This window comes from Aeromicrobium flavum (assembly GCF_007992115.1).
Taxonomy (GTDB): Bacteria; Actinomycetota; Actinomycetes; order Propionibacteriales; family Nocardioidaceae; genus Aeromicrobium; species Aeromicrobium flavum.
The window spans coordinates 1-20,100 of the sequence record NZ_BJZQ01000022.1; the positions used below are offsets into that span (position 1 = coordinate 1).

Sequence of the window (20,100 nt, forward strand, 5' to 3'; positions counted from 1 at the left end):
TGGGCACTTCTGCGCCACTCGTGCCCCCGCTCTGCGCCACTCGCCGTCACCGCGCGCAGCCGGCTCGCCTAGAGTCCGGTCCATGAGCGATGTTCCCGGCCTCGATGGCGTGCTCGGTGTCGAGCACGTCGAGCTGACTCCCGACCGGGTGGTGGTGCGCTTCACCATCACGGACCGTCACCTGCAGCCCTTCGGCATCCCGCACGGCGGCATCTACTGCGCGGTGCACGAGTCGACCGCCAGCATGGCCGGCCAGATCTGGCTGGGCACGAAGGGCGTCGTCGTCGGCACGAACAACTCCACCGACTTCCTGCGCCAGGCCCGCAACGGCGACACGATCACCGTCACGGCCACGCCGATCCACCGCGGCCGCACGCAGCAGCTGTGGCACCTCGACTCCACGAACCAGGACGGCAAGCTGATCGCGCAGGGGCAGGTGCGGCTGGCGAACCTCGACCAGGAGGTGCCGCCCGAGGCGATCGAGGCGATGAAGGGCAACCTCCAGCGCTGAGGTCCGTCGCGATGCGGACGCGGATGAGGCCTGTGGCCCGAGCCGCTACCATGGAGTGGTCCGCGCGCGACTGGCGTTGAGGTGGTTACCACCAGGGAGCCGCGGCAGCACGACTTCGGGACCGTTCGCCTGGGCCCCGCGTCAGCCCGTTCACCGCTGACCCGGAGGCCCCACACGATGACGATGATGACCATGAACTTCGACGTCCACGCACCGCTCACGCAGATCGACGACCAGGACGTCAAGGTCCTGCTCCTCGAGAACATCCACGCCGACGGCGCCGACTTCCTGCGCAACAAGGGCTACCAGGTCGAGACGCGCACCGCCGCGCTCACCGAGGACGAGCTCATCGAGGCGATCAAGGGCGTCCACCTGCTCGGCATCCGCTCGACCACGTACATCACCGACAAGGTGCTCGAGAACGCTCCCGACCTGCTGGCCATCGGCGCGTTCTGCATCGGCACCAACCAGATCGACCTCGCCGCCACGAAGCGTCACGGCGTGGCCGTCTTCAACGCGCCGTACTCCAACACGCGCAGCGTCGTCGAGCTGGCCATCGCCGAGATCATCTCCCTGGCCCGTCGCCTGCACGAGAAGTCGACGGCGATGCACAACGGCGTGTGGAACAAGTCGGCCGCCGGCAGCCACGAGGTGCGCGGCCGCACGCTCGGCATCGTCGGCTACGGCAACATCGGCAGCCAGCTCTCGGTGATCGCCGAGGCGCTCGGCCTGTCGGTCGTCTTCTACGACATCGACGACAAGCTCGCCCTCGGCAACGCCAAGAAGTGCGCCACGATCGACGAGCTGCTCGCGATCGCCGACGTCGTCTCGCTGCACGTCGACGGCCGGCCCGGCAACGCCGGCCTGTTCGGCGACGAGCAGATGAAGGCGATGAAGCCGCGCTCGCTGTTCCTGAACCTGTCGCGCGGCATCGCGGTCGACACCGGCGCGCTGCGCCGGCACCTCGAGTCGGGCCACATCGCCGGCGCCGCGCTCGACGTGTTCCCGGTCGAGCCGAAGGCCCAGGGCGACCCGTTCGAGAGCGACCTGCGCGGCCTGCCGAACGTCATCCTCACCCCGCACGTCGGCGGGTCCACCGAGGAGGCCCAGCAGGACATCGGTCGCTTCGTCGCGTCGAAGCTGCGCGCGTACGCCAAGGCCGGCACGACCAACCTGTCGGTGACGTTCCCCGAGCTGAACCTGCCGAGCGACCCGGCGCGTCACCGCCTGGCGCACGTGCACCAGAACGCGCCGGGCGTGCTGGCCACGATCAACACGATCCTGGGCAACCACGGCGTCAACATCGAGGGCCAGCAGCTCGCCACGCGCGGCGAGCTGGGCTACGTCGTCACCGACGTCTCGGCCGAGGTCGGCCCCGACGTGCTCAAGGAGCTCGCCTCGCTGCCCGAGACCGTGCGCCTGCGCCAGCTCAGCTGAGCCGCCGCAGCGTCTCGGCCACGCCGTCGTCGATCCGGACGTCGGCGAGCGTGTCGCCACGCGTCGGCCCGCGGTTGATGATCACGACCTCGGTGCCGTCCTTGGCGGCGCGGCGCACGAATCGCAGGCCGCTCATCACCTGCAGCGACGACCCCAGCACGACCAGCGCCGCGTCCTCGCGGCCGGCGCGTTCGACGAGGTCGAAGCAGTGGGCGACCTTGGGCTTGGGCACCGACTCGCCGAAGAAGACCACGTCGGGCTTGAGCCGCCCGCCGCACTGGGCGCACTCGGCCACGACGAAGTCGGACGTGTCCTCGAGCTCGACGTCGCCGTCGGGCGCGATCACGACGTCCTGCTCGGTCCAGCCGGGGTTGAGTGCGTCGAGCCGGGCCTGCACCTCGTCGCGGGTCGTCATGTCGTGGCAGTCGAGGCAGACGACGCGGTCGAGCCGGCCGTGCAGGTCGACCACGTCGCGCGCCCCGGCCTTCTCGTGCAGTCCGTCGACGTTCTGGGTGATGAGTCCGACGAGCCGGTCCTGGTGCTCGGCGAGGAAACGGTGCGTGAAGTTGGGCTCGGCAACACCGAAACGGCTCCAGCCGATGTGGGCCCGTGCCCAGTACCGCTGCCGGTTCTGGGCCGAGGCGATGAAGTCCTGGTAGGTCATCGGCTGGCGCGGGACGGCGTCCGGGCCCCGGTAGTCGGGGATGCCGGAGTCGGTGCTGACGCCCGCACCGGTCAGGACGAGCCAGCGCCGGTCGGACCAGTCACTCATGGGCGAGGGCGATCAACTTCTGCACGGTGTTGAGGTTACGTCCGGTGCCGTGGCAACCCAACGTCCTGAGGATCACGGCCGGCGTCAGCTTGGTGTTGGCGACGCCGTCGGCGTAGCGGATGTGCAGGTCGCGGCCGATCACCGCGAGTCGCTCGGTCAGGCCTCTCGTGAGGAGCGCCTCGACCTGCTCGGGCGTCGGGGGCCGGAGCAGGAAGTAGATGTGGTTGGCCTTGGTCTCGGGATCGATCTCGAACGGGTGCGCGGCGAGCGCGTCGCGCAGCTCCCCGGGCGAGCGGCTGATCGCCTCACGGAAGAAGCCGAACCGCTCCTGGATCGCCTGCTCGAGGGCCCGGTCGAACGCCTCCGGGTCGTCGACGTCGCACAGCAGGTTGCCGGACGCGATGAACGTCGACACGTTCGTCGCGCCGAGCCGCTCGGCCACCTCGCGCAGCTCCGCCATCGGCAGCTTCGCCCCGCCCACGTTCACCGCCCGCAGCAGCACCACTCGCTTGCTCATGGGCCCAGTCTGCTCGCCCGGGCGGACACTTCGCCCGGACGGACACCCTCACAGTCGAGCGGCCAGCTCCGTGGCCTGCTTGATGGCGCGCTTGGCGTCGAGCTCGGCGGCGACGTCGGCCCCGCCGATGACGTGCACCGAGACGCCGGCGGCCTCGAGGGGGTCGACGAGGTCGCGGACCGACTCCTGGCCGGTGCAGAGCACGATCGTGTCGGCCTCGATGACGCGCGACTGGGGCGAGTCGGAGTCGGCGCCCACGGTGATGTGGAGGCCCTCGTCGTCGATGCGGTCGTACCGGACGCCACCGACGAACTCGACGCCCGAGTCCTTCAGGGTCGTGCGGTGCACCCAGCCGGTGGTCTTGCCGAGATCCTTGCCGAAGGTGGTCGTCTTGCGCTGCAGCAGCGTGACGGCGCGCTTGGGCGTGGTCTCGACCTTCGTCGCCAGGCCGCCGCGCTCGACCTCGGGATCGGTGACGCCCCAGCGCTGCATCCAGTGCTCGAGCGTCTCGTCGGGGTCGTGCAGGAGGTACTCGGAGATGTCGTAGCCGATGCCGCCGGCGCCCAGCACGGCCACGCGCGTGCCGGCGGGGACCTGCTCGCGGATGAGCTGTTGGTAGGTGATGACGGTGGGGTGGTCGATCCCCGGGATCGACGGGATGCGCGGCTCGACGCCGGTGGCCAGGACGACCTCGTCGAAGCCGCTCAGGTCGTCGACGGACGCCCAGCGGTTGAGGTGCACGGTGACGCCGCGGCGCTCGAGCATCACCGAGTAGTAGCGAATGGTCTCGGCGAACTCCTCCTTGCCGGGGATCTGCATGGCGAGCCGGAACTGGCCGCCGATCTCCGACAGCGCCTCGAACAGCTCGACCCGGTGGCCGCGTCCGGCCAGTTCGACCGCCGCGGCGAGCCCGGCCGGACCCGCGCCCACGACGGCGATTCGCCTGGCGGCGCGCGTCGGGAGCAGGATCAGCTCGGTCTCGTGTCCCGCCCGCGGGTTGAGCAGGCAGCTGGCCCGCACGTTCTTGAAGGTGTGGTCCAGGCAGGCCTGGTTGCACGCGATGCAGGTGTTGATCTCGTCGGCGCGGTTCTCGGCGGCCTTGTTGACGAAGTCGGGATCGGCCAGCAGCGGCCGGGCCATCGAGATGAGGTCGGCGTCGCCGCGGGCCAGGATCTCCTCGGCCAGCTCGGGGGTGTTGATGCGGTTGGACGCCACGACGGGCACCGAGACCTCGGCCCTGAGCTTCGCCGTGACCCACGAGAACGCGCCGCGCGGCACGCTCGTGACGATGGTGGGGATGCGGGCCTCGTGCCAGCCGATGCCGGTGTTGAAGATCGTCACGCCCTCGGTCTCGAGGGCCTTCGCCAGTGCGATGGTCTCCTCCCACGACTGGGCGTTGTCGACGAGGTCGAGCAGGCTGATGCGGTACTGCACGATGAAGTCGTCGCCGACGAGGTCGCGGGTGCGGCGCACGATCTCGACCGGGAACCGCATCCGCTTCTCGGCGGAGCCGCCCCACGCGTCGGTGCGGGTGTTCGTGCGCGCGGCGAGGAACTGGTTGATCAGGTAGCCCTCGGAGCCCATGATCTCGACGCCGTCGTACCCGGCGCGCTTCGCCAGCGCAGCGGACTTCGCGAAGTCGGTGACGGTCCGGTCGACCTCGCGGGTCGACATCGGCGAGACCTTGAACGGCGTGATCGGCGACTTCACCGACGACACGCCCTTCTTGAACGGCGAGTAGCCGTAGCGGCCGGCGTGCAGCACCTGCAGCGCGATCTTGCCGTCGTGCTCGTGCACGGCGTCGGTGACGAGTCGGTGCTGGTCGGCGTGGCGCCTGCGCGACATCTCCGAGCCGAACGGCAGCAGCCAGCCGCGCCAGCTGGGCGCGAACCCGCCGGTGATCGACAGCGCGACGCCGCCCTTGGCGCGCTCGGCGAAGTAGGCCGCCAGCTTCGGCAGGTCCTTCGCGTGGTCCTCGAGGCCGGTGTGCATCGAGCCCATGACGACGCGGTTGCGCAGCGTCGTGAAGCCGAGGTCGAGCGGGCTGAGCAGGTGGTCGTAGTCGCTCACCGCTGCGCCTCCATGAACGCGATCGCGTCGGCCTCGATCTGCGGGAACTCGGCCTCCATCGCGTTCATCAGCGCCTGCGCGCCGCTCATCGGGCGCACCATGACGGTGAACTCCTTGATGAGCCCGTCGTCGTCGGTGGTGATGAAGTCGCAGCCGTGGACGGTGACGCCGCCGACCTGCGCCTCGAAGACCAGGGCGCTGCGGTCGTCCTGCTCGATCTCGTCGACGTAGTGGAAGTCCTCGAAGACCCGCGAGACGCCGTTCAGGATCGCGGCGGTGATGGCCTTGCCCGGGTAGGGCTTGTGGGCGATCGGGCTGCGGAACACGACGTCGTCGGCGAGCAGCTCCTCGACGCCGGCGAACGAGCCGGAGGCGATGTTGCTCTCGACGAACTGGCGGAAGGCCTTCATGGGCGGGATTCCTTCGACTGGGAGGATGGGTGGGTGATCGGAAAGCTCGCTGCCTGGCTGCTCATCGTGGCCGGCGTCTTCAACGTCGTCATCTGGCCGCGCTTCTTCACGGCGATCGTCGACGACGACCGCGCGTGGGGCGGCTCGCAGAGGTGGCAGGACCCGCAGGCGTTCTTCTGGGTGCACCTGGTGCTGATCGGCACCGCCATGACGTTCGGCGTCATCGTGCTGGTCATCGGGATCCGCGCCCTTCGAGGGCAGTGAGGATCTCGTCGCACCACTCGATGCCGCGCTCCTCGGTGTGGATGCCGCCGCGCAGGGCCAGCCACGCGCCGAGGCCGGCGCCGTCGAGGGCCGAGGGATCGGGGTAGAACCGCTTCTCGCTGGCCTCGTACTCGGCCAGCCGGGCGACGTGGTCGGCGCGCCGGGCTCGCGTGTCGGTGAGGATCGCCTCGCGGTCGCGGAAGCCGCGCAGCTTGACGGCGAAGTCGCTGCGCAGGGCCTCGCGGCCCGACGGCACCGTCGCCCACCGGTCGAGCTCGGCCTCGCCGGCCGCCGTGATCGCGTAGTTCTTCTTGTCGGGACGCCCGTGCTGCTCGTGCACGGTGCTCTCGACCCAGCCGGCCTCCTGCATGCGGCCGAGCACCTTGTAGATCTGCTGGTGGCTGGCCGGCCAGAAGTAGCCGATCGACGCGTCGAAGCGCCGCGCCAGGTCGTAGCCACTGGCGGCGCGTTCGGTCAGCGACACGAGGATCGCGTGGTCGAGGGCCATGAAGGGAGCCTAGAGCCCGGCACGTCCATATGCAACGAAGTTCATAAGGGTCCACTGGTCGAGACGCCGTCTCACGCCCATTACGATCAGCATCATGAAGCGTTCCCTGCTCGCCGTCCCCCTGGCGCTCCTGTTCTCCGTCGCGGCCGCCTGCGCGCCCGCCGACGACTCCGACGACGCCAAGACGTCCGACTCGTCCCCCTCCGCCTCCGCGTCGAGCGAGTGCGCGGTCGAGAGCCTGCCCCTGACCACCGCCGGCAAGCTGACGATCGGCACCGACGACCCGGCCTTCGAGCCGTGGTTCGCCGACAACGACCCGAGCAACGGCCAGGGCTTCGAGTCGGCCGTCGCGTACGCCGTGGCCGAGGAGATGGGCTTCGCGAAGGACCAGGTCGTCTGGACGAAGGTGCCGTTCAACACCGCCTACCAGCCGGGCAAGAAGAGCTTCGACTTCGACATCAACCAGGTCTCGATCACGAAGGAGCGCGAGAAGGCCGTCGACTTCAGCACGCCGTACTACTCGGCCGCTCAGGCGATCATCGTGCGCTCGGACTCGAAGTTCGCCGACGCGAAGAGCCTCGCCGACTTCACGACCGCCAGCCTCGGCGCGCAGATCGGCACCACGTCGCTCAAGGCGATCGAGTCGCTCGAGACGCAGGACGCTCCGCTCGTCTACGACGACACCACCAAGGCGGCGCTCGCGCTGGCCAACGGCCAGGTCGACGGCATCGTGGCCGACCTGCCCAGCGCCTTCTACCTCGTCGCCGCCGAGCTTGAGGACGCGACGATCGCCGGCCAGTTCGACTTCTCCGGCGGTGAGCCCGAGCGCTTCGGCCTCCTGCTGGAGAAGGACAGCAAGCTGACCTCGTGCGTCGACAAGGCCGTCTCCACTCTCGACGAGGACGGCACGCTGGCCGACCTCGAGCAGAAGTGGCTGTCGGCCTCGCAGGACGTCCCCGTCCTGAAGTGACCCGGTGACCGACTCCGTGGCCCTCCCGGGCCCGACCCCGCCGTCCGCGCGGCAGCAGCAGCGCAACGCCTTCCGGCGTCGCCGCACGCTGCGCCGCGCGGTGGTGGGGACGATCTCGAGCCTCGTCGTCCTGGGCCTGCTGGTCTGGGTCGTCACCTCGGCGCCGGGATGGCCTCGGGTGCGCGAGACGTTCTTCAGCGCTAATCACGCTCGCGAGTCCTTCCCCGCGATCCGCGACGCGTTCTGGCTGAACGTGCGGCTCTTCCTCATGGTCGAGCTGCTCGTCCTGCCGCTCGCGCTGCTGATCGCGGTGGTGCGCGTCGTGCCGGCCCCGGCGATGGCGCCGTTCAAGTTCCTCGCGGCGGCGTACACGGACGTCTTCCGCGGCATCCCCACGATCCTGATCGTGATGCTGGTGGGCTTCGGCTTCCCGGCGCTGGGCTTGTCGGGCCTGCCGACGAGCCTGTTCTGGCTCGGCACGATCGCGCTGACGCTCAGCTACGGCGCGTACGTGGCCGAGGTGATCCGCGCCGGCATCCTCTCGGTCCACCCCACCCAGTGGGCGGCGGGCCGGGCGCTCGGACTCGGCTACGGCCAGACCCTGACCCGCGTGATCCTGCCGCAGGCGATCCGCAACGTCACCCCGCCGCTGATGAACGACTTCGTCTCGCTGCAGAAGGACACCGCGCTGGTGTCGACGATCGGTCTGGTCGAGGCGCTGCGCGCGGCCTCGGTCTACCAGGCCAGCACGTTCAACGTGACGTCGCTGTGCGTGGCCGCCGTGTTCTTCATCGTGGTGACGATCCCGCTGGCGCGGTTCACCGATTGGCTCACGATCCGGTCGATGCGCCGGCAGGGAGGTCGCTGATGCTGCGCATCGACGGAGTCCGCAAGTCGTTCGGCGACCACGTCGTCCTCGACGGGATCGACCTGCACGTGAAGCCCGGCGAGGTCGTCTGTCTCATCGGCGCGTCCGGGTCGGGCAAGTCGACGCTGCTGCGGTGCATCGACCTGCTCGAGCTGACTGACGACGGCGACATCCACCTCGGCGACCTCGAGCTGACCGATCCGGCGCTCGACGAGAACCGTGCCCGGGCCCGGATCGCGTTCGTCTTCCAGGCGTTCAACCTGTTCCCGCACCTGACCGTGCTGCAGAACCTGGTCCTCGGTCCGCGCCGGGTGAAGGGCATCGGGCGCGCCGAGGCCGAGCGACGGGCGCGCGAGCTGCTCACGCGCGTCGGCCTGGCGGACAAGGTGTCGGCCTATCCCGACTCGCTCTCCGGAGGCCAGCAGCAGCGCGTGGCCCTGGTGCGCGCCGTGGCGATGGACCCCGAGCTGCTGCTGCTCGACGAGGTCACCTCCGCCCTCGACCCGTTGCTCGTGGCCGAGGTGCTCGAGGTCGTCCGCGACCTCAAGGGCAGCGGGATGACGATCGTCATGGCCACCCATGAGATGCGGTTCGCGCGCGAGTCGGCCGACCGCATCGTGTTCCTGGCCGACGGACGCATCGTCGAGTCGGGACCGCCGGAGCAGATCTTCACGGCACCGCGCGACCCGCGGACGCGAGCGTTCCTCGAGCGCCACCTGGGCTAGGCAGGAGGCGGTGAGCCTGGTCCCACCGGCCGTGCAGGCGTGGGACCAGACGCACCGCCAACGCGGAATCGGGCCGGTGCGACGAGATCAGGCGACGGAGCTCTGGACGTCCTTCGCCGCGGCCCGGGCGATGGTCGACTCGATCGCGGCGATGACCTGCTCGGGGGAGTCGCCCATCGGGACGTGGCCGCAGTCGGTGAGCGTCACGAACTCGACGCCCTTCATGCGCTTGGCGGCCAGCTTGGCCTGGGACCGGTGCAGGATCTTGTCCTTGTCGCCCCAGGCGATGGTGATCGGCACCCTGGCCGAGCCGCGGAATGACTCCGGCGAGGTGAAGCCGAGCGGGAAGCAGCGGAAGAAGTAGCGCCAGAAGCCCCGGCCCTTCTTCATCGCGAGGGCGTCGCCGTAGACCCGTTCGGGCGAGTAGCGGCCGGGATGGTGGTAGAGCGCGAAGCCGATGAGGAACCGCCCGAGGGTGAGCTTGGAGCTCAGCTTCAGCACGGCGTTCGGCAGGTACGAGCCCAGCTTGAGTGGCAGGAGCGTGGCGGTGGCCTGCAGCAGGCTCCAGGGCCGGAAGTAGCCGGCGGGGGACAGGCAGGTGGCCGAGCGGACGTCGCCGTGCTGCGCCAGCGCGATGGAGAGCAGGCCGCCGAGGGAGTTGCCGACCACATGCGGCTTCTCGACGCCCCATGCCTCGAAGTTCTCGACGATGGCGGCGGCGACGTTCTCGGCGCTGTAGCCGGTGCCGGCGGGCAGGGCCGGCGAGTCGCCGAGACCGGGCAGGTCGGCGGCGATGACGTCGTACGACTTCGCCAGCTCGTCGAAGATCGGCTCGTAGGCCGCGTGCCGGTGTCCGATGCCGTGCAGCAGGACGAGGGGCTCGCCCTGCCCGCGTCGTGTGTACGCCATGTCGCTCAGCATGGATCTCCCGATCGGGTCAGCACACCGGCGGTCGCCGATGTGACACTTGCGATGTCAGATGCAGCATGCCACAGAACGCGGATGGTGTGAACGGAATCACATCCGGGTCCTTCGCGGCGGAAACGGGTGAGGCGCTTGCGACTGTGACAGCGATGGTGTCAGAATCACGAGCGTGACCCAGACCACAGGACCTCTCGCGGGCGTGCGCGTCGTGGAAATGGTGGGGATCGGCCCCGGACCGTTCGCCGCGATGCTCCTGGCCGACCTCGGCGCCGACGTCATCCGCATCGACCGCCCCGGTGGCAACGCCCTGCAGGTGGCGCCCCCGGAGCGTGACGTTCTCGGTCGCAACCGCCCCAGCGCGGCCGTCGACCTCAAGAGCGACCAAGGTGTCGACGTCGTGCTCGACCTGATCGAGCGCGCCGACATCCTGATCGAGGGATTCCGCCCCGGGGTGATGGAGCGCCTCGGCCTCGGGCCGGACGTCGCCCTCGCCCGCAACCCCCGCCTGGTCTACGGACGCATGACGGGTTGGGGCCAGGACGGCCCGCTCTCCGATCGTGCCGGGCACGACATCAACTACATCGCCGTGGCCGGCGGGCTCGACCCGATCGGCCGGGCGGGCGGACCCCCGCAGGTGCCGCTCAACCTGCTCGGCGACTTCGCCGGCGGCTCGATGTACCTCGTCACGGGCGTGCTCGCGGCGCTGACGCACGCGCGTGCCACGGGGGAGGGCCAGGTCGTCGACGCGGCGATCACCGACGGCGTCGCGCACCTGCTGTCGATGACGGTGAGCATGCAGCAGTCCGGTGCCTGGCGACCGCGCCGCGGCGAGAACCTGCTCGACACCGGCGCCCCGTTCTACGACGTCTACGAGACGTCGGACGGCTACTGGATGAGCGTCGGTGGCCTCGAGCCCCAGTTCTGGTACGCCATGCAGGAGGTCTTCGCCTCCGTCGGCCTCGGCGACCTGCCCGACCGCAACGACCCGAAGAACTGGACCGAGCTGCGCGCCACCTTGCAGGGCTGGTTCCTCAGCCGCACGCAGGCCGAGTGGACGACGCTGTTCGCCGGCACCGACGCGTGCGTCGCACCGGTCGTGCCGCTCGAGGAGGCGTACGAGCACCCGCACAACGTCGCTCGCGGCACGTACGTCACCGAGTTCGGGGTCACCCAGCCGGCGCCCGCGCCGCGCTTCTCGGTCACCGGGACCCAGATCCGCCGAGCCCCGGACCGCCCGGGCGCCAGCACCCGCGAGGCCCTGACCGAGTGGGGCGTCGCGGACGTGGACGACCTGATCCAGAACAAGGTCGTCGTCGAGAACCAGGAGCCCTGATGCAGCGCACGCTGTTCGAGTCCGAGCACGAGTCCTTCCGCGACACGGTGCGCACCTTCCTCGAGAAGGAGGTCGTGCCGAACCACGAGCAGTGGGAGAAGGACGGCATCGTCCCCCGTGAGGTGTGGCTGAAGGCCGGCGAGCTCGGGATCCTCGGTTTCATGATGCCGGAGGAGTTCGGCGGCGGCGGGGTCTCGGACTTCCGGTACAACGCCGTGCTGCAGGAGGAGCTGACCCGCGTCGGCGCCAGCGGCGTGGGCTTCGCCCTGCACACCGACCTGGTGTCGGCGTACCTGATCAGCTACGCCACGCAGGAGCAGAAGCAGCGGTGGCTGCCGAAGTTCGTGAGCGGCGAGATGATCACCGCCATCGCGATGACCGAGCCCGGCACGGGATCGGATCTGCAGGGCATCAAGACCACCGCGGTGCGCGACGGCGACCACTACGTCGTCAACGGCGCCAAGACGTTCATCAGCAACGGCATCAACGCCGACTTCGTGATCGTCGCGTGCAAGACCGATCCCGACGCCGGTGCGATGGGCGTCTCGCTGATCGTGGTCGAGCGCGGGATGGAGGGCTTCGAGCGCGGCCGCAACCTCGACAAGATGGGGCTCAAGGCCCAGGACACCGCCGAGCTGTTCTTCGACGACGTGCGCGTCCCCGTCGAGAACCTGCTGGGCACCGAGGGGCACGGCTTCATCCAGCTGATGGAGAAGCTGCCCCAGGAGCGCCTGACGATCTCGGTGGTCGCGGCCGCCGCCTGCCGCACGATGATCGACATGACGCTCGAGTACGTCAAGAGCCGCAAGGCGTTCGGCAAGCCGATCGGCTCGTTCCAGAACACGCGCTTCACCCTGGCCGAGCTCGAGACCGAGCAGCGCATCGCCCAGGTGTTCGTCGATCGCAGCATCGAGGAACTCAACGCGGGCACGCTCACGATCGAGGACGCCGCCGCGGGCAAGTGGTGGACCACCGAGCTGCAGAAGAAGACGGCCGACGCATGCGTCCAGCTGCACGGCGGCTACGGCTACATGAGCGAGTACCCGATCAGCAAGGCGTACCTCGACACCCGCATCCAGACGATCTACGGCGGCACGACCGAGATCATGAAGGAGATCGTCGGACGCTCCTTGGGCATCTGACGGGAGATCCGTAGGCTGCCCCCATGGCGGTCCGGAGCGCCTTCCCGATCCTGTCGACCCGAGACCTCGAGCGGCTCGAGGCCTTCTACGGGACCGCGTTCGGCGCCGAGCGCACCTACGCCTTCGCCGACGAGGGCCGCGACGTGTACGTCGCGCTCAGTCTGGGCGACTCGGCCCTGGGCATCGGCCGCGACGACTCGCTCGACGCCGCGCCGGGCGGGGCCGCCCTGTGGCTCGACGTCGACGACGCCTACCGGCGGGCGCTCGGCGCAGGCGCCACGAGCGTCGCCGGGCCGGCCGTCATGCCGTGGGGCGAGCGCGTCGCCCAGGTGCGCGATCCCGACGGTTTCGTCGTTCACCTGGGTTCCCCGGCGCCGTGACGGAGCCGCGCCCTAGGCTCGGCGCGTGCGTACCGTGCGGCGGGTCGGTCGATGGCTGCTGCGCGGGCTCCTCGTGCTGCTGCTCGGCCTCCTGGCGGTGGTGGTGTGGGCGCAGGTCAGCCCGCGCCCGGGCACGATCGTCATCAACTGGCTGTTCTCCCTGACCGACACCGGCGAGGTGAAGGGCCCGACCGCCACCGGCGTGACGGGCCGCACCGACGTCTCCTACGGCGACGGCCCCGACGAGGTGCTCGACGTGTGGGAGCCCGAGGACCGGTCCGGGCCGCTGCCCGCCGTCGTGTGGGTGCACGGCGGCGGATGGGTCGGCGGCAGCAAGGAGCAGCCGGCACCGTACCTGCGCCTGATCGCGCAGGAGGGCTACGTCGGCATCGGCATCGACTACTCGCTGGCGCCCGACCACCAGTACCCCACACCGGTGCGGCAGCTGGGCGAGGCACTGGACTTCGTGCGCGAGAACGCGGCCGAGCTCGGGGTCGACCCCGACCGCATCGTCCTCGCCGGCGACTCCGCGGGCGCGCACATCGCGGCGCAGTACGCGGCCATCGTCACCAGCCCGGCCTACGCGCGGGACGTGGGGATCGACCCGGTGCTGCGGCCCGGCCAACTGCGCGGCACGCTGCTGCACTGCGGCCCGTACGACCCGCGGCTGTCGAGGGACTCGACCGGCCCGGGCGGCTGGTTCGTGAAGACGGTGGGCTGGGCCTACCTCGGCACGAAGGACTTCACCGACCCGCGCGTGGTGGAGGCGTCGATCGTGGACCATGCCACGGCGGCCTACCCGCCGACCCTGCTGAGCGGCGGTGACGACGACCCCCTGACGTTGCAGGGCCGGGCGTTCGCCGACCGGCTGGGGGAGCTGGGCGTCGCCCACGAACCGCACTTCCTGCCCGATCTGGGGCACGAGTTCCAGTTCGAGCTCACGCGTCCGGAGGCTCGCGAGGTGCTCGACCGGTCGATCGCGTTCCTCGCGCGCGTCACCGAGAAGTGATCGAGACGACCGATCCGCCCACAATTCCGGAGAAACCACGTCATACCCATCAGTAACCGTGGTCTCATGTGTAGCGGCGCGCCGGGCGCCGGTGCGAAGGGTGATCGCAATGGCATGGTGGCAGGCCTCCCAGCCTGAAGTCGTCGTCGCTCCGAGTGGGGACCTCCTCCCCGGATCGGTGCGCGCGCGACGGTTCGTCGACCGCGAGCTGGTGCAGCCCGGTCCGAACGGCCGACTGCTGTGGAGCCGCCTCGCCGAGGTGCTCGCCACCGTGGGGGACGTCCGCCCCCTGAGCCTCTACGAGACGACCGCGGACGACGTCACGTCCATCGTCGGCCCGTCCGTGCACTGCTACTTCCGCGACGGCGACGTGCTGGTCGAGTCCGTCGACCCCGAGGGCTGGCGCCGCTTCACCTTCCACCCCGAGGCCCTGGTGCTGGCGCGCCTGGTGATGGGCCTGGCCACGATCGTGCCGCCCGCCGGACGACTGATGGCCTGCACCCTGGCCGACGGCCGCGACGGCGTCCTCCTCGCCGACGGCGAGAACCTGCTGCTGGGCGACCTGCCCGTCGATCGCGGAGCGGTGCGCGACGTCGTGCGGCTCAGCCCCGAGGACGTCCAGCTGCTGCTGCTGGCCCGCCTGCGGCTGCCCCAGGTGGCCTGAGTCGCTGTCAGTCGCGACCGTAGAGGTCGCGGGTGTAGACCTTCTCTCCGACGTCCTGGAGCGTGTCGGTGCGGCGGTTGGCGATGATCAGGTCGGCGCGCGCCTTGAACTCGTCCAGGTCGGCGATGACCTCGGAGTTGAAGAAGGTCGGCTCCTCGAGCACGGGTTCGTAGATCACGACCTCGACGCCCTTGGCCTTGAGGCGCTTCATGATCCCCTGCACCGACGACTCGCGGAAGTTGTCCGAGCCGGACTTCATGATCAACCGGTAGATGCCGACGACCTTCGGGTCTCGCGAGAGGATGTCGGACGCGATGAAGTCCTTGCGCGTCGTGTTGGAGTCGACGATGGCGCTGATGAGGTTCTGGGGGACGTCCTCGTAGTTCGCGTGCAGCTGCTTGGTGTCCTTTGGGAGGCAGTAGCCGCCGTAGCCGAAGCTCGGGTTGTTGTAGTGGCCGCCGATCCGCGGGTCGAGACTGACGCCCTCGATGATCTGGGCGGTGTCGATCCCCTTGAGGGAGGCGTAGGTGTCGAGCTCGTTGAAGTACGCCACCCGCATCGCGAGGTACGTGTTGGCGAAGAGCTTGATGGCCTCGGCCGCCGTCGACTCCGTCAACAGCACCGGGATGCTCTCGGCCTCGGCCCCCTCGACCAGCAGGTCGGCGAAGACCCGGCCCGCCTCGCCCTGGTCGCCCACGACGATGCGCGAGGGATGGAGGTTGTCGTGGAGCGCGCGTCCCTCGCGAAGGAACTCGGGCGAGAACATGATCGTCGCGCCGGGGTGCTTCTCGCGCAGGCCCTCGGTGAAGCCGACCGGGATGGTCGACTTGATCACGATGTTCGCGTCGGGGTTGGCCGCCAGCGCCGTCGCGACGACGGTCTCGACCGTGGTCGTGTTGAAGTAGTTGGTGGCGGGGTCGTAGTCGGTGGGCGTGGCCACGATGACGTAGTCGGCTCCGGTGTAGGCGGCTTCAGCGTCCGTCGTCGCGTCCAGCGACAGGGTCCGCGTCTCGAGGTAGTCCTCGAGCTCGACGTCCTCGATGGGCGAGCGTCGCGCCCTGACCAGCTCCACCTTCGCCGGATCGATGTCGACGAGGTGCACCTCGTGATGCTGGGCCAGCACGACGGCGTTGGAGAGCCCGACGTACCCGCTCCCGGCGACGGCAATCTTCATGGGCCAAGGCTAGGTGATCGCCCGGGTGCCGGGTGACCGGACGGGTGACGTGGCAAGGAGCGCCCGCGCGGCGGCTCAGCTCCGCCGGCGGACGGTCTCGCGCTTCTGCTCGTCGATGGCCTGCTCGTAGGCCGTGACGAGCGCCTGGATCGTGAGCGGCTTGAACCGCTCGATCATGGCGGTCGTGATCTCCGGCGGCTGCCCGGACGACTTCAGGGCCGGCCAGACCTGGTTGCGGAAGAGCGTCGTCAGCTCGTTGGCCAGGGCGGTGCCGTGGGCGAGGATGAGCTTCCGGGCGGCGTGAGCGGCCTCGAGGGGCAGCTCGGCGTCGAGGAACCCCATGCCCACCGCGAGGTGCGCCGGAGCGAGGCGGAAGACGTCCTCGTCCGGTGTCGGCTCGATGACGCCGAGCGCGATCAGCAGCTCGAGGTCGTCGTCGGTGAGCTCTCGACCCGCGCGCTTCTCCAGGGCCCCTCGCTCGACCGACTCGGGCAGCTCGGGCATCCACGGGGCCAGCAGGGTGCGGTGCAGCGCCACCTGGTCGGGGCTGGACTCCGGGGGGATCTTCTCGAGGTAGCCCTCGATCGCCTGCAGCGTGAAGCCGTGCGCCTGCAGCTCGCGCACGAGCTCGAGCCGCGCGATGTGGTCGGCGCCGTAGTAGCCGTTCCGGCCCTCGCGCCGGGGCGGCGGGATCAGCCCGCGACCGGCGTAGAAGCGGACGGTGCGCACGGACATGCCCACGCGCTCGGCCAGTTGCTCGATGCCGATCGACTCCGCGGGCTCGTTCACGCAGACGAGACTAGTGCGATCCGCGGCCGGCCCGGCACCGTCGCGCCCGTGAGACGGCGCGTCGGACGCTCCCTGAGGCTCGTCCCGGGGTGGAATACTGGGGGTATGCGAGAACTCTGACAGTAATGGTGTCAGAATCATCGCCAACGCTTTCATCCGGCTGTGAGGACATCCATGACCGAGGCATTCATCTACGACGCCATCCGTACCCCTCGTGGGCGCGGCAAGAAGACCGGGTCGCTCCACGAGGTCAAGCCGATCTCGCTGGTCAACGGCCTGCTCGACGAGATGCGGGTCCGCAACCCCGATCTCGATCCCAACAAGGTCGACGACGTCATCCTGGGCGTCGTCTCGCCCGTGGGTGACCAGGGCGCCGACATCGCCCGCACCGCCGTCCTGGCCGCCGGGTTCGGTGAGCAGGTCGCCGGCGTGCAGCTCAACCGCTTCTGCGCCTCCGGCCTGGAGTCGGTCAACCAGGCCGCCGCCCGCGTGAAGTCGGGCTGGGAGGACCTCATCGTCGCCGGCGGCGTCGAGTCCATGAGCCGCGTGCCCATGGGCTCCGACGGTGGCGCCTGGGCGATGGACCCCAAGACGTCGCTCGACACCGGCTTCGCCCCGCAGGGCATCGGCGCCGACCTGATCGCGACGGTCGAGGGCTACAGCCGCGAGGACGTCGACACGTTCGCCGCCGAGTCGCAGGCGCGCGCCGCCAAGGCGATCGCCAACGGCTACTTCGACAAGTCGATCGTCCCGGTCAAGGACATCAACGGCCTGACGATCCTCGGCCACGACGAGTTCGTCCGTGAGGGCACCACCGTCGAGTCGCTGTCGGGCCTCAAGCCGTCGTTCGCCGACATCGGCGACCTCGGTGGCTTCGACGCCGTCGCGCTGCAGAAGTACGTCGACGTGGACAAGATCAACCACGTCCACCACGCCGGCAACAGCTCGGGCATCGTCGACGGCGCCTCGCTGGTGCTGATCGGCAACGAGAGCGCCGGCCAGCGCCACGGCCTCACGCCGCGTGCCCGCATCGTGTCCACGGCGGTCATCGGCTCCGAGCCCACGATCATGCTGACGGGCCCCGGCCCCGCCTGCCGCAAGGCACTGGACAAGGCCGGCCTGTCGATCGAGGACATCGACCTGCTGGAGATCAACGAGGCCTTCGCCGCCGTCGCGCTCAAGCTCATGCGCGACCTCGACGACTTCCCGCACGATCGCACCAACGTCAACGGCGGCTCGATCGCGATGGGCCACCCGCTGGGTGCCACCGGCGCGATGATCCTGGGCACGCTGGTCGACGAGCTGGAGCGCCGCGAGAAGCGCTACGGCATGGCCACGCTCTGCATCGGTGGTGGCATGGGCATCGCCACCATCGTCGAGCGCATCTGATCCGACCGACCCCGAAGACCACGAAGGAACACGCATGACCACAACCGACGCGGTGCGCTACGAGGTCGAGAACGGCATCGTCACGCTGACGATCGACGATCCGAACCAGAGCGCCAACACGATGAACGAGACCTACCGCGCCTCCATGGAGGCCGCGGTCGACCGTCTCGCCGACGAGATCGCCCAGGACGGCGACTCAATCAAGGGCGTCGTCGTCACCAGCGCGAAGAAGACCTTCTTCGCCGGCGGCGACCTCAAGCTCATGACCCAGGCCACCCCGGCCGACGCCCAGCAGCTCTTCGAGAACGTCGAGTCGATCAAGGCCACGCTGCGCAAGCTGGAGAAGATCGGCAAGCCGGTCGTCGCGGCCATCAACGGCGCCGCGCTCGGTGGCGGCCTCGAGATCGCGCTGGCCTGCCACCACCGCATCGCGGCGGAGGGTCGCTACGAGATCGGCCTGCCCGAGGTCTCGCTGGGCCTGCTGCCCGGCGGCGGCGGCGTCACCCGCACGACGCGCATGTTCGGCATCCAGGACGCGCTGATGAACGTCCTGCTGCAGGGCCAGCGCAACAAGCCCGAGAAGGCGCTCAAGATCGGCCTGATCGACGAGATCGTCCCCGCGAACGAGCTGCTGGTCGCCGCTCGCGCGTGGGTCGAGTCGAACGCCGGCAACGAGGAAGCGGCCTCGCAGCCGTGGGACCGTCCCGGCTACAAGATCCCCGGCGGCGCGCCGAGCAACCCGAAGCTCGCGGCGTTCCTGCCCAGCTTCCCGGCCAACCTCAAGAAGCAGCTCAAGGGTGCGCCGTACATCGCGCCGCGCCACATCATGAGCGCCGTCGTCGAGGGTGCGCAGGTCGACTTCGACACCGCCAGCCGGATCGAGTCGCGCTACCTGGTCAACCTGCTCATCGGCCAGCAGTTCAAGAACATGACGCAGGCGTTCTTCTTCGACCTCGGCGCCATCAACGCCGGCGGCTCGCGGCCGGACGGCATCGCTGAGCGCAAGGCCGAGAAGCTGGCCGTCCTCGGCGCCGGCATGATGGGCGCGGGCATCGCCTACGAGGCGGCTCGCGCCGGCATCGAGGTCGTGCTCAAGGACATCAGTGTCGAGGCCGCCGAGAAGGGCAAGGACTACTCGGTCAAGCTGCTCGACAAGCAGGTCCAGCGCGGCCGCCTGACCGAGGAGAAGAAGGACGAGATCCTCGCCCGCATCCAGCCGACGGCCGAGTACGCCGACCTGAAGGGCTGCGACTTCGTCGTCGAGGCCGTCTTCGAGTCGGTCGAGCTGAAGCACAGCGTCTTCGGTGAGCTCGAGCCCATCGTCAACGGCGATGCGCTGCTCGGCTCGAACACGTCGACGCTGCCGATCACGATCCTGTCCGAGGGCGTCCAGCGTCCCGAGGACTTCATTGGCATCCACTTCTTCAGCCCGGTCGACAAGATGCAGCTCGTCGAGATCATCGTGGGCGAGAAGACGTCGGACGAGGCCCTGGCCCGTGCGATCGACTTCACCAAGCAGATCCGCAAGATCCCGATCGTCGTCAACGACAGCCGCGGCTTCTTCACCTCGCGCGTGTTCGGCACGCTCGTCATGGAGGGTGTCGAGATGCTGGCCGAGGGCGTCGACCCGGTCACGATCGAGCGCGCCGCGCAGCTGGCCGGCTTCCCGGGCCAGCCGCTGGCGATGTCCGACGAGGTCTCGCTGACGCTGCAGCAGAAGATCGACAAGGAGGCCCGCAAGGCCGCCGCCGCCGAGGGCAAGGAGCTGCCCGTCACGAAGGCACTCGAGGTCGCCAACAAGATGGTCGAGCTCGGTCGCCCGGGCAAGGCCGCCGGGGCCGGCTTCTACGAGTACCCCGAGGGCGGCAAGAAGTTCCTGTGGCCCGAGCTGTGGAACCTGTTCGTCAAGGACGACGCCGACGTCCCGCTCGAGGACATCAAGGAGCGCCTGACGTTCATCATGGCCGTGGAGACGATCCGCTGCTACGAGGAGGGCGTCATCCGCCAGGTGGCCGACGCCAACATTGGCTCCATCTTCGGCATCGGCTTCCCGCCGGTCCACGGTGGTGCGCTGCAGTACGTCAACGGCTACGAGTCCGCCGCGGGCGAGATCGGCGTCAAGGCGTTCGCCGAGCGCGCCCAGGAGCTGGCCGAGAAGTACGGCGAGCGGTTCACGCCGCCGGCCCTGCTGCTGGAGAAGGCCGAGAAGGGCGAGAAGTTCGCCTGATCCGCCATGGCCACGAC

21 protein-coding genes and 1 riboswitch are annotated in these 20,100 nt (G+C 69.6%); of the genes, 13 read left to right on the forward strand and 8 right to left on the reverse strand.

The features are described 5' to 3' along the window. Positions 1–82 precede the first annotated feature (82 nt). Both AFL01nite_RS14425 and serA read left to right on the forward strand, forming a co-directional pair. Positions 83–511, forward strand: a complete 429-nt coding sequence (locus AFL01nite_RS14425; protein WP_146828598.1) for a PaaI family thioesterase — start codon at positions 83–85, stop codon at positions 509–511. Positions 512–567: 56 nt separating this feature from the next. Further along, positions 568–653, forward strand: a riboswitch (ZMP/ZTP riboswitch). Between the two features lie 50 nt (positions 654–703). Beyond that, positions 704–1,948, forward strand: coding sequence for a phosphoglycerate dehydrogenase (gene serA / locus AFL01nite_RS14430; protein WP_146828600.1), 1,245 nt, complete (start codon positions 704–706; stop codon positions 1,946–1,948). Here the strand turns inward: serA and AFL01nite_RS14435 are convergent. Genes AFL01nite_RS14435 through AFL01nite_RS14450 form a run of 4 tightly spaced genes read right to left on the reverse strand, consistent with a single transcriptional unit; the run spans position 1,941 to position 5,717 of the window. Then, positions 1,941–2,720: a Sir2 family NAD-dependent protein deacetylase gene (locus tag AFL01nite_RS14435; RefSeq protein ID WP_146828602.1), complete on the reverse strand. Its 780-nt coding sequence runs from the start codon at positions 2,718–2,720 to the stop codon at positions 1,941–1,943. The genes serA and AFL01nite_RS14435 overlap by 8 nt on opposite strands. After that, complete coding sequence (locus AFL01nite_RS14440) at positions 2,713–3,237, reverse strand: DUF1697 domain-containing protein (RefSeq protein ID WP_146828603.1); 525 nt, start codon at positions 3,235–3,237, stop codon at positions 2,713–2,715. Before AFL01nite_RS14440 ends, AFL01nite_RS14435 begins: the two co-directional genes overlap by 8 nt. A gap of 48 nt (positions 3,238–3,285) precedes the next feature. Then, a complete protein-coding gene (locus AFL01nite_RS14445; protein WP_146828605.1) occupies positions 3,286–5,307 on the reverse strand; it encodes an NADPH-dependent 2,4-dienoyl-CoA reductase in 2,022 nt (673 codons plus the stop codon). Further along, entirely contained in the window at positions 5,304–5,717 is a 414-nt protein-coding gene (locus AFL01nite_RS14450; RefSeq protein WP_146828607.1) for a nuclear transport factor 2 family protein, read from the reverse strand. The genes AFL01nite_RS14445 and AFL01nite_RS14450 overlap by 4 nt, the downstream gene beginning before the upstream one ends. A 33-nt stretch (positions 5,718–5,750) precedes the next feature. On the opposite strand from AFL01nite_RS14450, the gene AFL01nite_RS14455 reads away from it, so the two are divergent. Then, positions 5,751–5,981: an SCO4848 family membrane protein gene (locus AFL01nite_RS14455; RefSeq protein ID WP_146828609.1), complete on the forward strand. Its 231-nt coding sequence runs from the start codon at positions 5,751–5,753 to the stop codon at positions 5,979–5,981. On the opposite strand, the gene AFL01nite_RS14460 is transcribed toward AFL01nite_RS14455, so the two are convergent. Next, a complete protein-coding gene (locus tag AFL01nite_RS14460; protein ID WP_146828611.1) occupies positions 5,950–6,489 on the reverse strand; it encodes a PadR family transcriptional regulator in 540 nt (179 codons plus the stop codon). The genes AFL01nite_RS14455 and AFL01nite_RS14460 overlap by 32 nt on opposite strands. A 94-nt stretch (positions 6,490–6,583) precedes the next feature. Between AFL01nite_RS14460 and AFL01nite_RS14465 the strand changes: the two genes are divergently transcribed. The 3 genes from AFL01nite_RS14465 to AFL01nite_RS14475 are packed head-to-tail and all read left to right on the forward strand — an operon-like array spanning position 6,584 to position 9,052. Beyond that, positions 6,584–7,459 (forward strand): ABC transporter substrate-binding protein, encoded by an 876-nt coding sequence (locus tag AFL01nite_RS14465; protein ID WP_146828613.1) that lies wholly within the window; start codon positions 6,584–6,586, stop codon positions 7,457–7,459. Positions 7,460–7,463: 4 nt separating this feature from the next. After that, complete coding sequence (locus tag AFL01nite_RS14470) at positions 7,464–8,327, forward strand: amino acid ABC transporter permease (RefSeq protein ID WP_146828615.1); 864 nt, start codon at positions 7,464–7,466, stop codon at positions 8,325–8,327. Next, a complete protein-coding gene (locus tag AFL01nite_RS14475; RefSeq protein WP_146828617.1) occupies positions 8,327–9,052 on the forward strand; it encodes an amino acid ABC transporter ATP-binding protein in 726 nt (241 codons plus the stop codon). The genes AFL01nite_RS14470 and AFL01nite_RS14475 overlap by 1 nt, the downstream gene beginning before the upstream one ends. A gap of 87 nt (positions 9,053–9,139) precedes the next feature. Here the strand turns inward: AFL01nite_RS14475 and AFL01nite_RS14480 are convergent, their stop codons facing one another. Beyond that, positions 9,140–9,961, reverse strand: coding sequence for an alpha/beta fold hydrolase (locus tag AFL01nite_RS14480; RefSeq protein WP_186813970.1), 822 nt, complete (start codon positions 9,959–9,961; stop codon positions 9,140–9,142). Positions 9,962–10,145: 184 nt separating this feature from the next. On the opposite strand from AFL01nite_RS14480, the gene AFL01nite_RS14485 reads away from it, so the two are divergent. From AFL01nite_RS14485 to AFL01nite_RS14505, 5 genes are all read left to right on the forward strand, one after another. Further along, on the forward strand, positions 10,146–11,309 hold the full coding sequence (locus tag AFL01nite_RS14485) for a CaiB/BaiF CoA transferase family protein (RefSeq protein ID WP_246119736.1): 1,164 nt from the start codon (positions 10,146–10,148) through the stop codon (positions 11,307–11,309). Next, positions 11,309–12,451 carry an acyl-CoA dehydrogenase family protein gene (locus tag AFL01nite_RS14490; protein ID WP_146828621.1) on the forward strand — a complete coding sequence of 381 codons (1,143 nt, stop codon included), beginning with the start codon at positions 11,309–11,311 and terminating at the stop codon, positions 12,449–12,451. The genes AFL01nite_RS14485 and AFL01nite_RS14490 overlap by 1 nt, the downstream gene beginning before the upstream one ends. A 23-nt stretch (positions 12,452–12,474) precedes the next feature. Next, positions 12,475–12,831 (forward strand): VOC family protein, encoded by a 357-nt coding sequence (locus tag AFL01nite_RS14495; protein ID WP_146828623.1) that lies wholly within the window; start codon positions 12,475–12,477, stop codon positions 12,829–12,831. Positions 12,832–12,856: 25 nt separating this feature from the next. Next, the gene (locus AFL01nite_RS14500; protein ID WP_146828625.1) at positions 12,857–13,840 is read left to right on the forward strand and encodes an alpha/beta hydrolase; all 984 of its coding nucleotides are present in this window, start codon (positions 12,857–12,859) and stop codon (positions 13,838–13,840) included. A 109-nt stretch (positions 13,841–13,949) separates the two neighbouring features. Then, complete coding sequence (locus tag AFL01nite_RS14505; RefSeq protein ID WP_146828627.1) at positions 13,950–14,504, forward strand: hypothetical protein; 555 nt, start codon at positions 13,950–13,952, stop codon at positions 14,502–14,504. Positions 14,505–14,511: 7 nt separating this feature from the next. Here AFL01nite_RS14505 and AFL01nite_RS14510 read toward each other — a convergent pair whose 3' ends face one another. Both AFL01nite_RS14510 and AFL01nite_RS14515 read right to left on the reverse strand, forming a co-directional pair. Then, positions 14,512–15,678, reverse strand: coding sequence for a nucleotide sugar dehydrogenase (locus tag AFL01nite_RS14510; RefSeq protein ID WP_146828629.1), 1,167 nt, complete (start codon positions 15,676–15,678; stop codon positions 14,512–14,514). Between the two features lie 75 nt (positions 15,679–15,753). Next, entirely contained in the window at positions 15,754–16,467 is a 714-nt protein-coding gene (locus AFL01nite_RS14515) for a MerR family transcriptional regulator (protein WP_246119737.1), read from the reverse strand. Between the two features lie 174 nt (positions 16,468–16,641). On the opposite strand from AFL01nite_RS14515, the gene AFL01nite_RS14520 reads away from it, so the two are divergent. Both AFL01nite_RS14520 and AFL01nite_RS14525 read left to right on the forward strand, forming a co-directional pair. Then, a complete protein-coding gene (locus tag AFL01nite_RS14520; protein WP_146828633.1) occupies positions 16,642–17,856 on the forward strand; it encodes an acetyl-CoA C-acetyltransferase in 1,215 nt (404 codons plus the stop codon). 34 nt (positions 17,857–17,890) lie between these two features. Further along, positions 17,891–20,083, forward strand: coding sequence for a 3-hydroxyacyl-CoA dehydrogenase NAD-binding domain-containing protein (locus AFL01nite_RS14525; RefSeq protein ID WP_146828635.1), 2,193 nt, complete (start codon positions 17,891–17,893; stop codon positions 20,081–20,083). Positions 20,084–20,100: the final 17 nt, after the last annotated feature.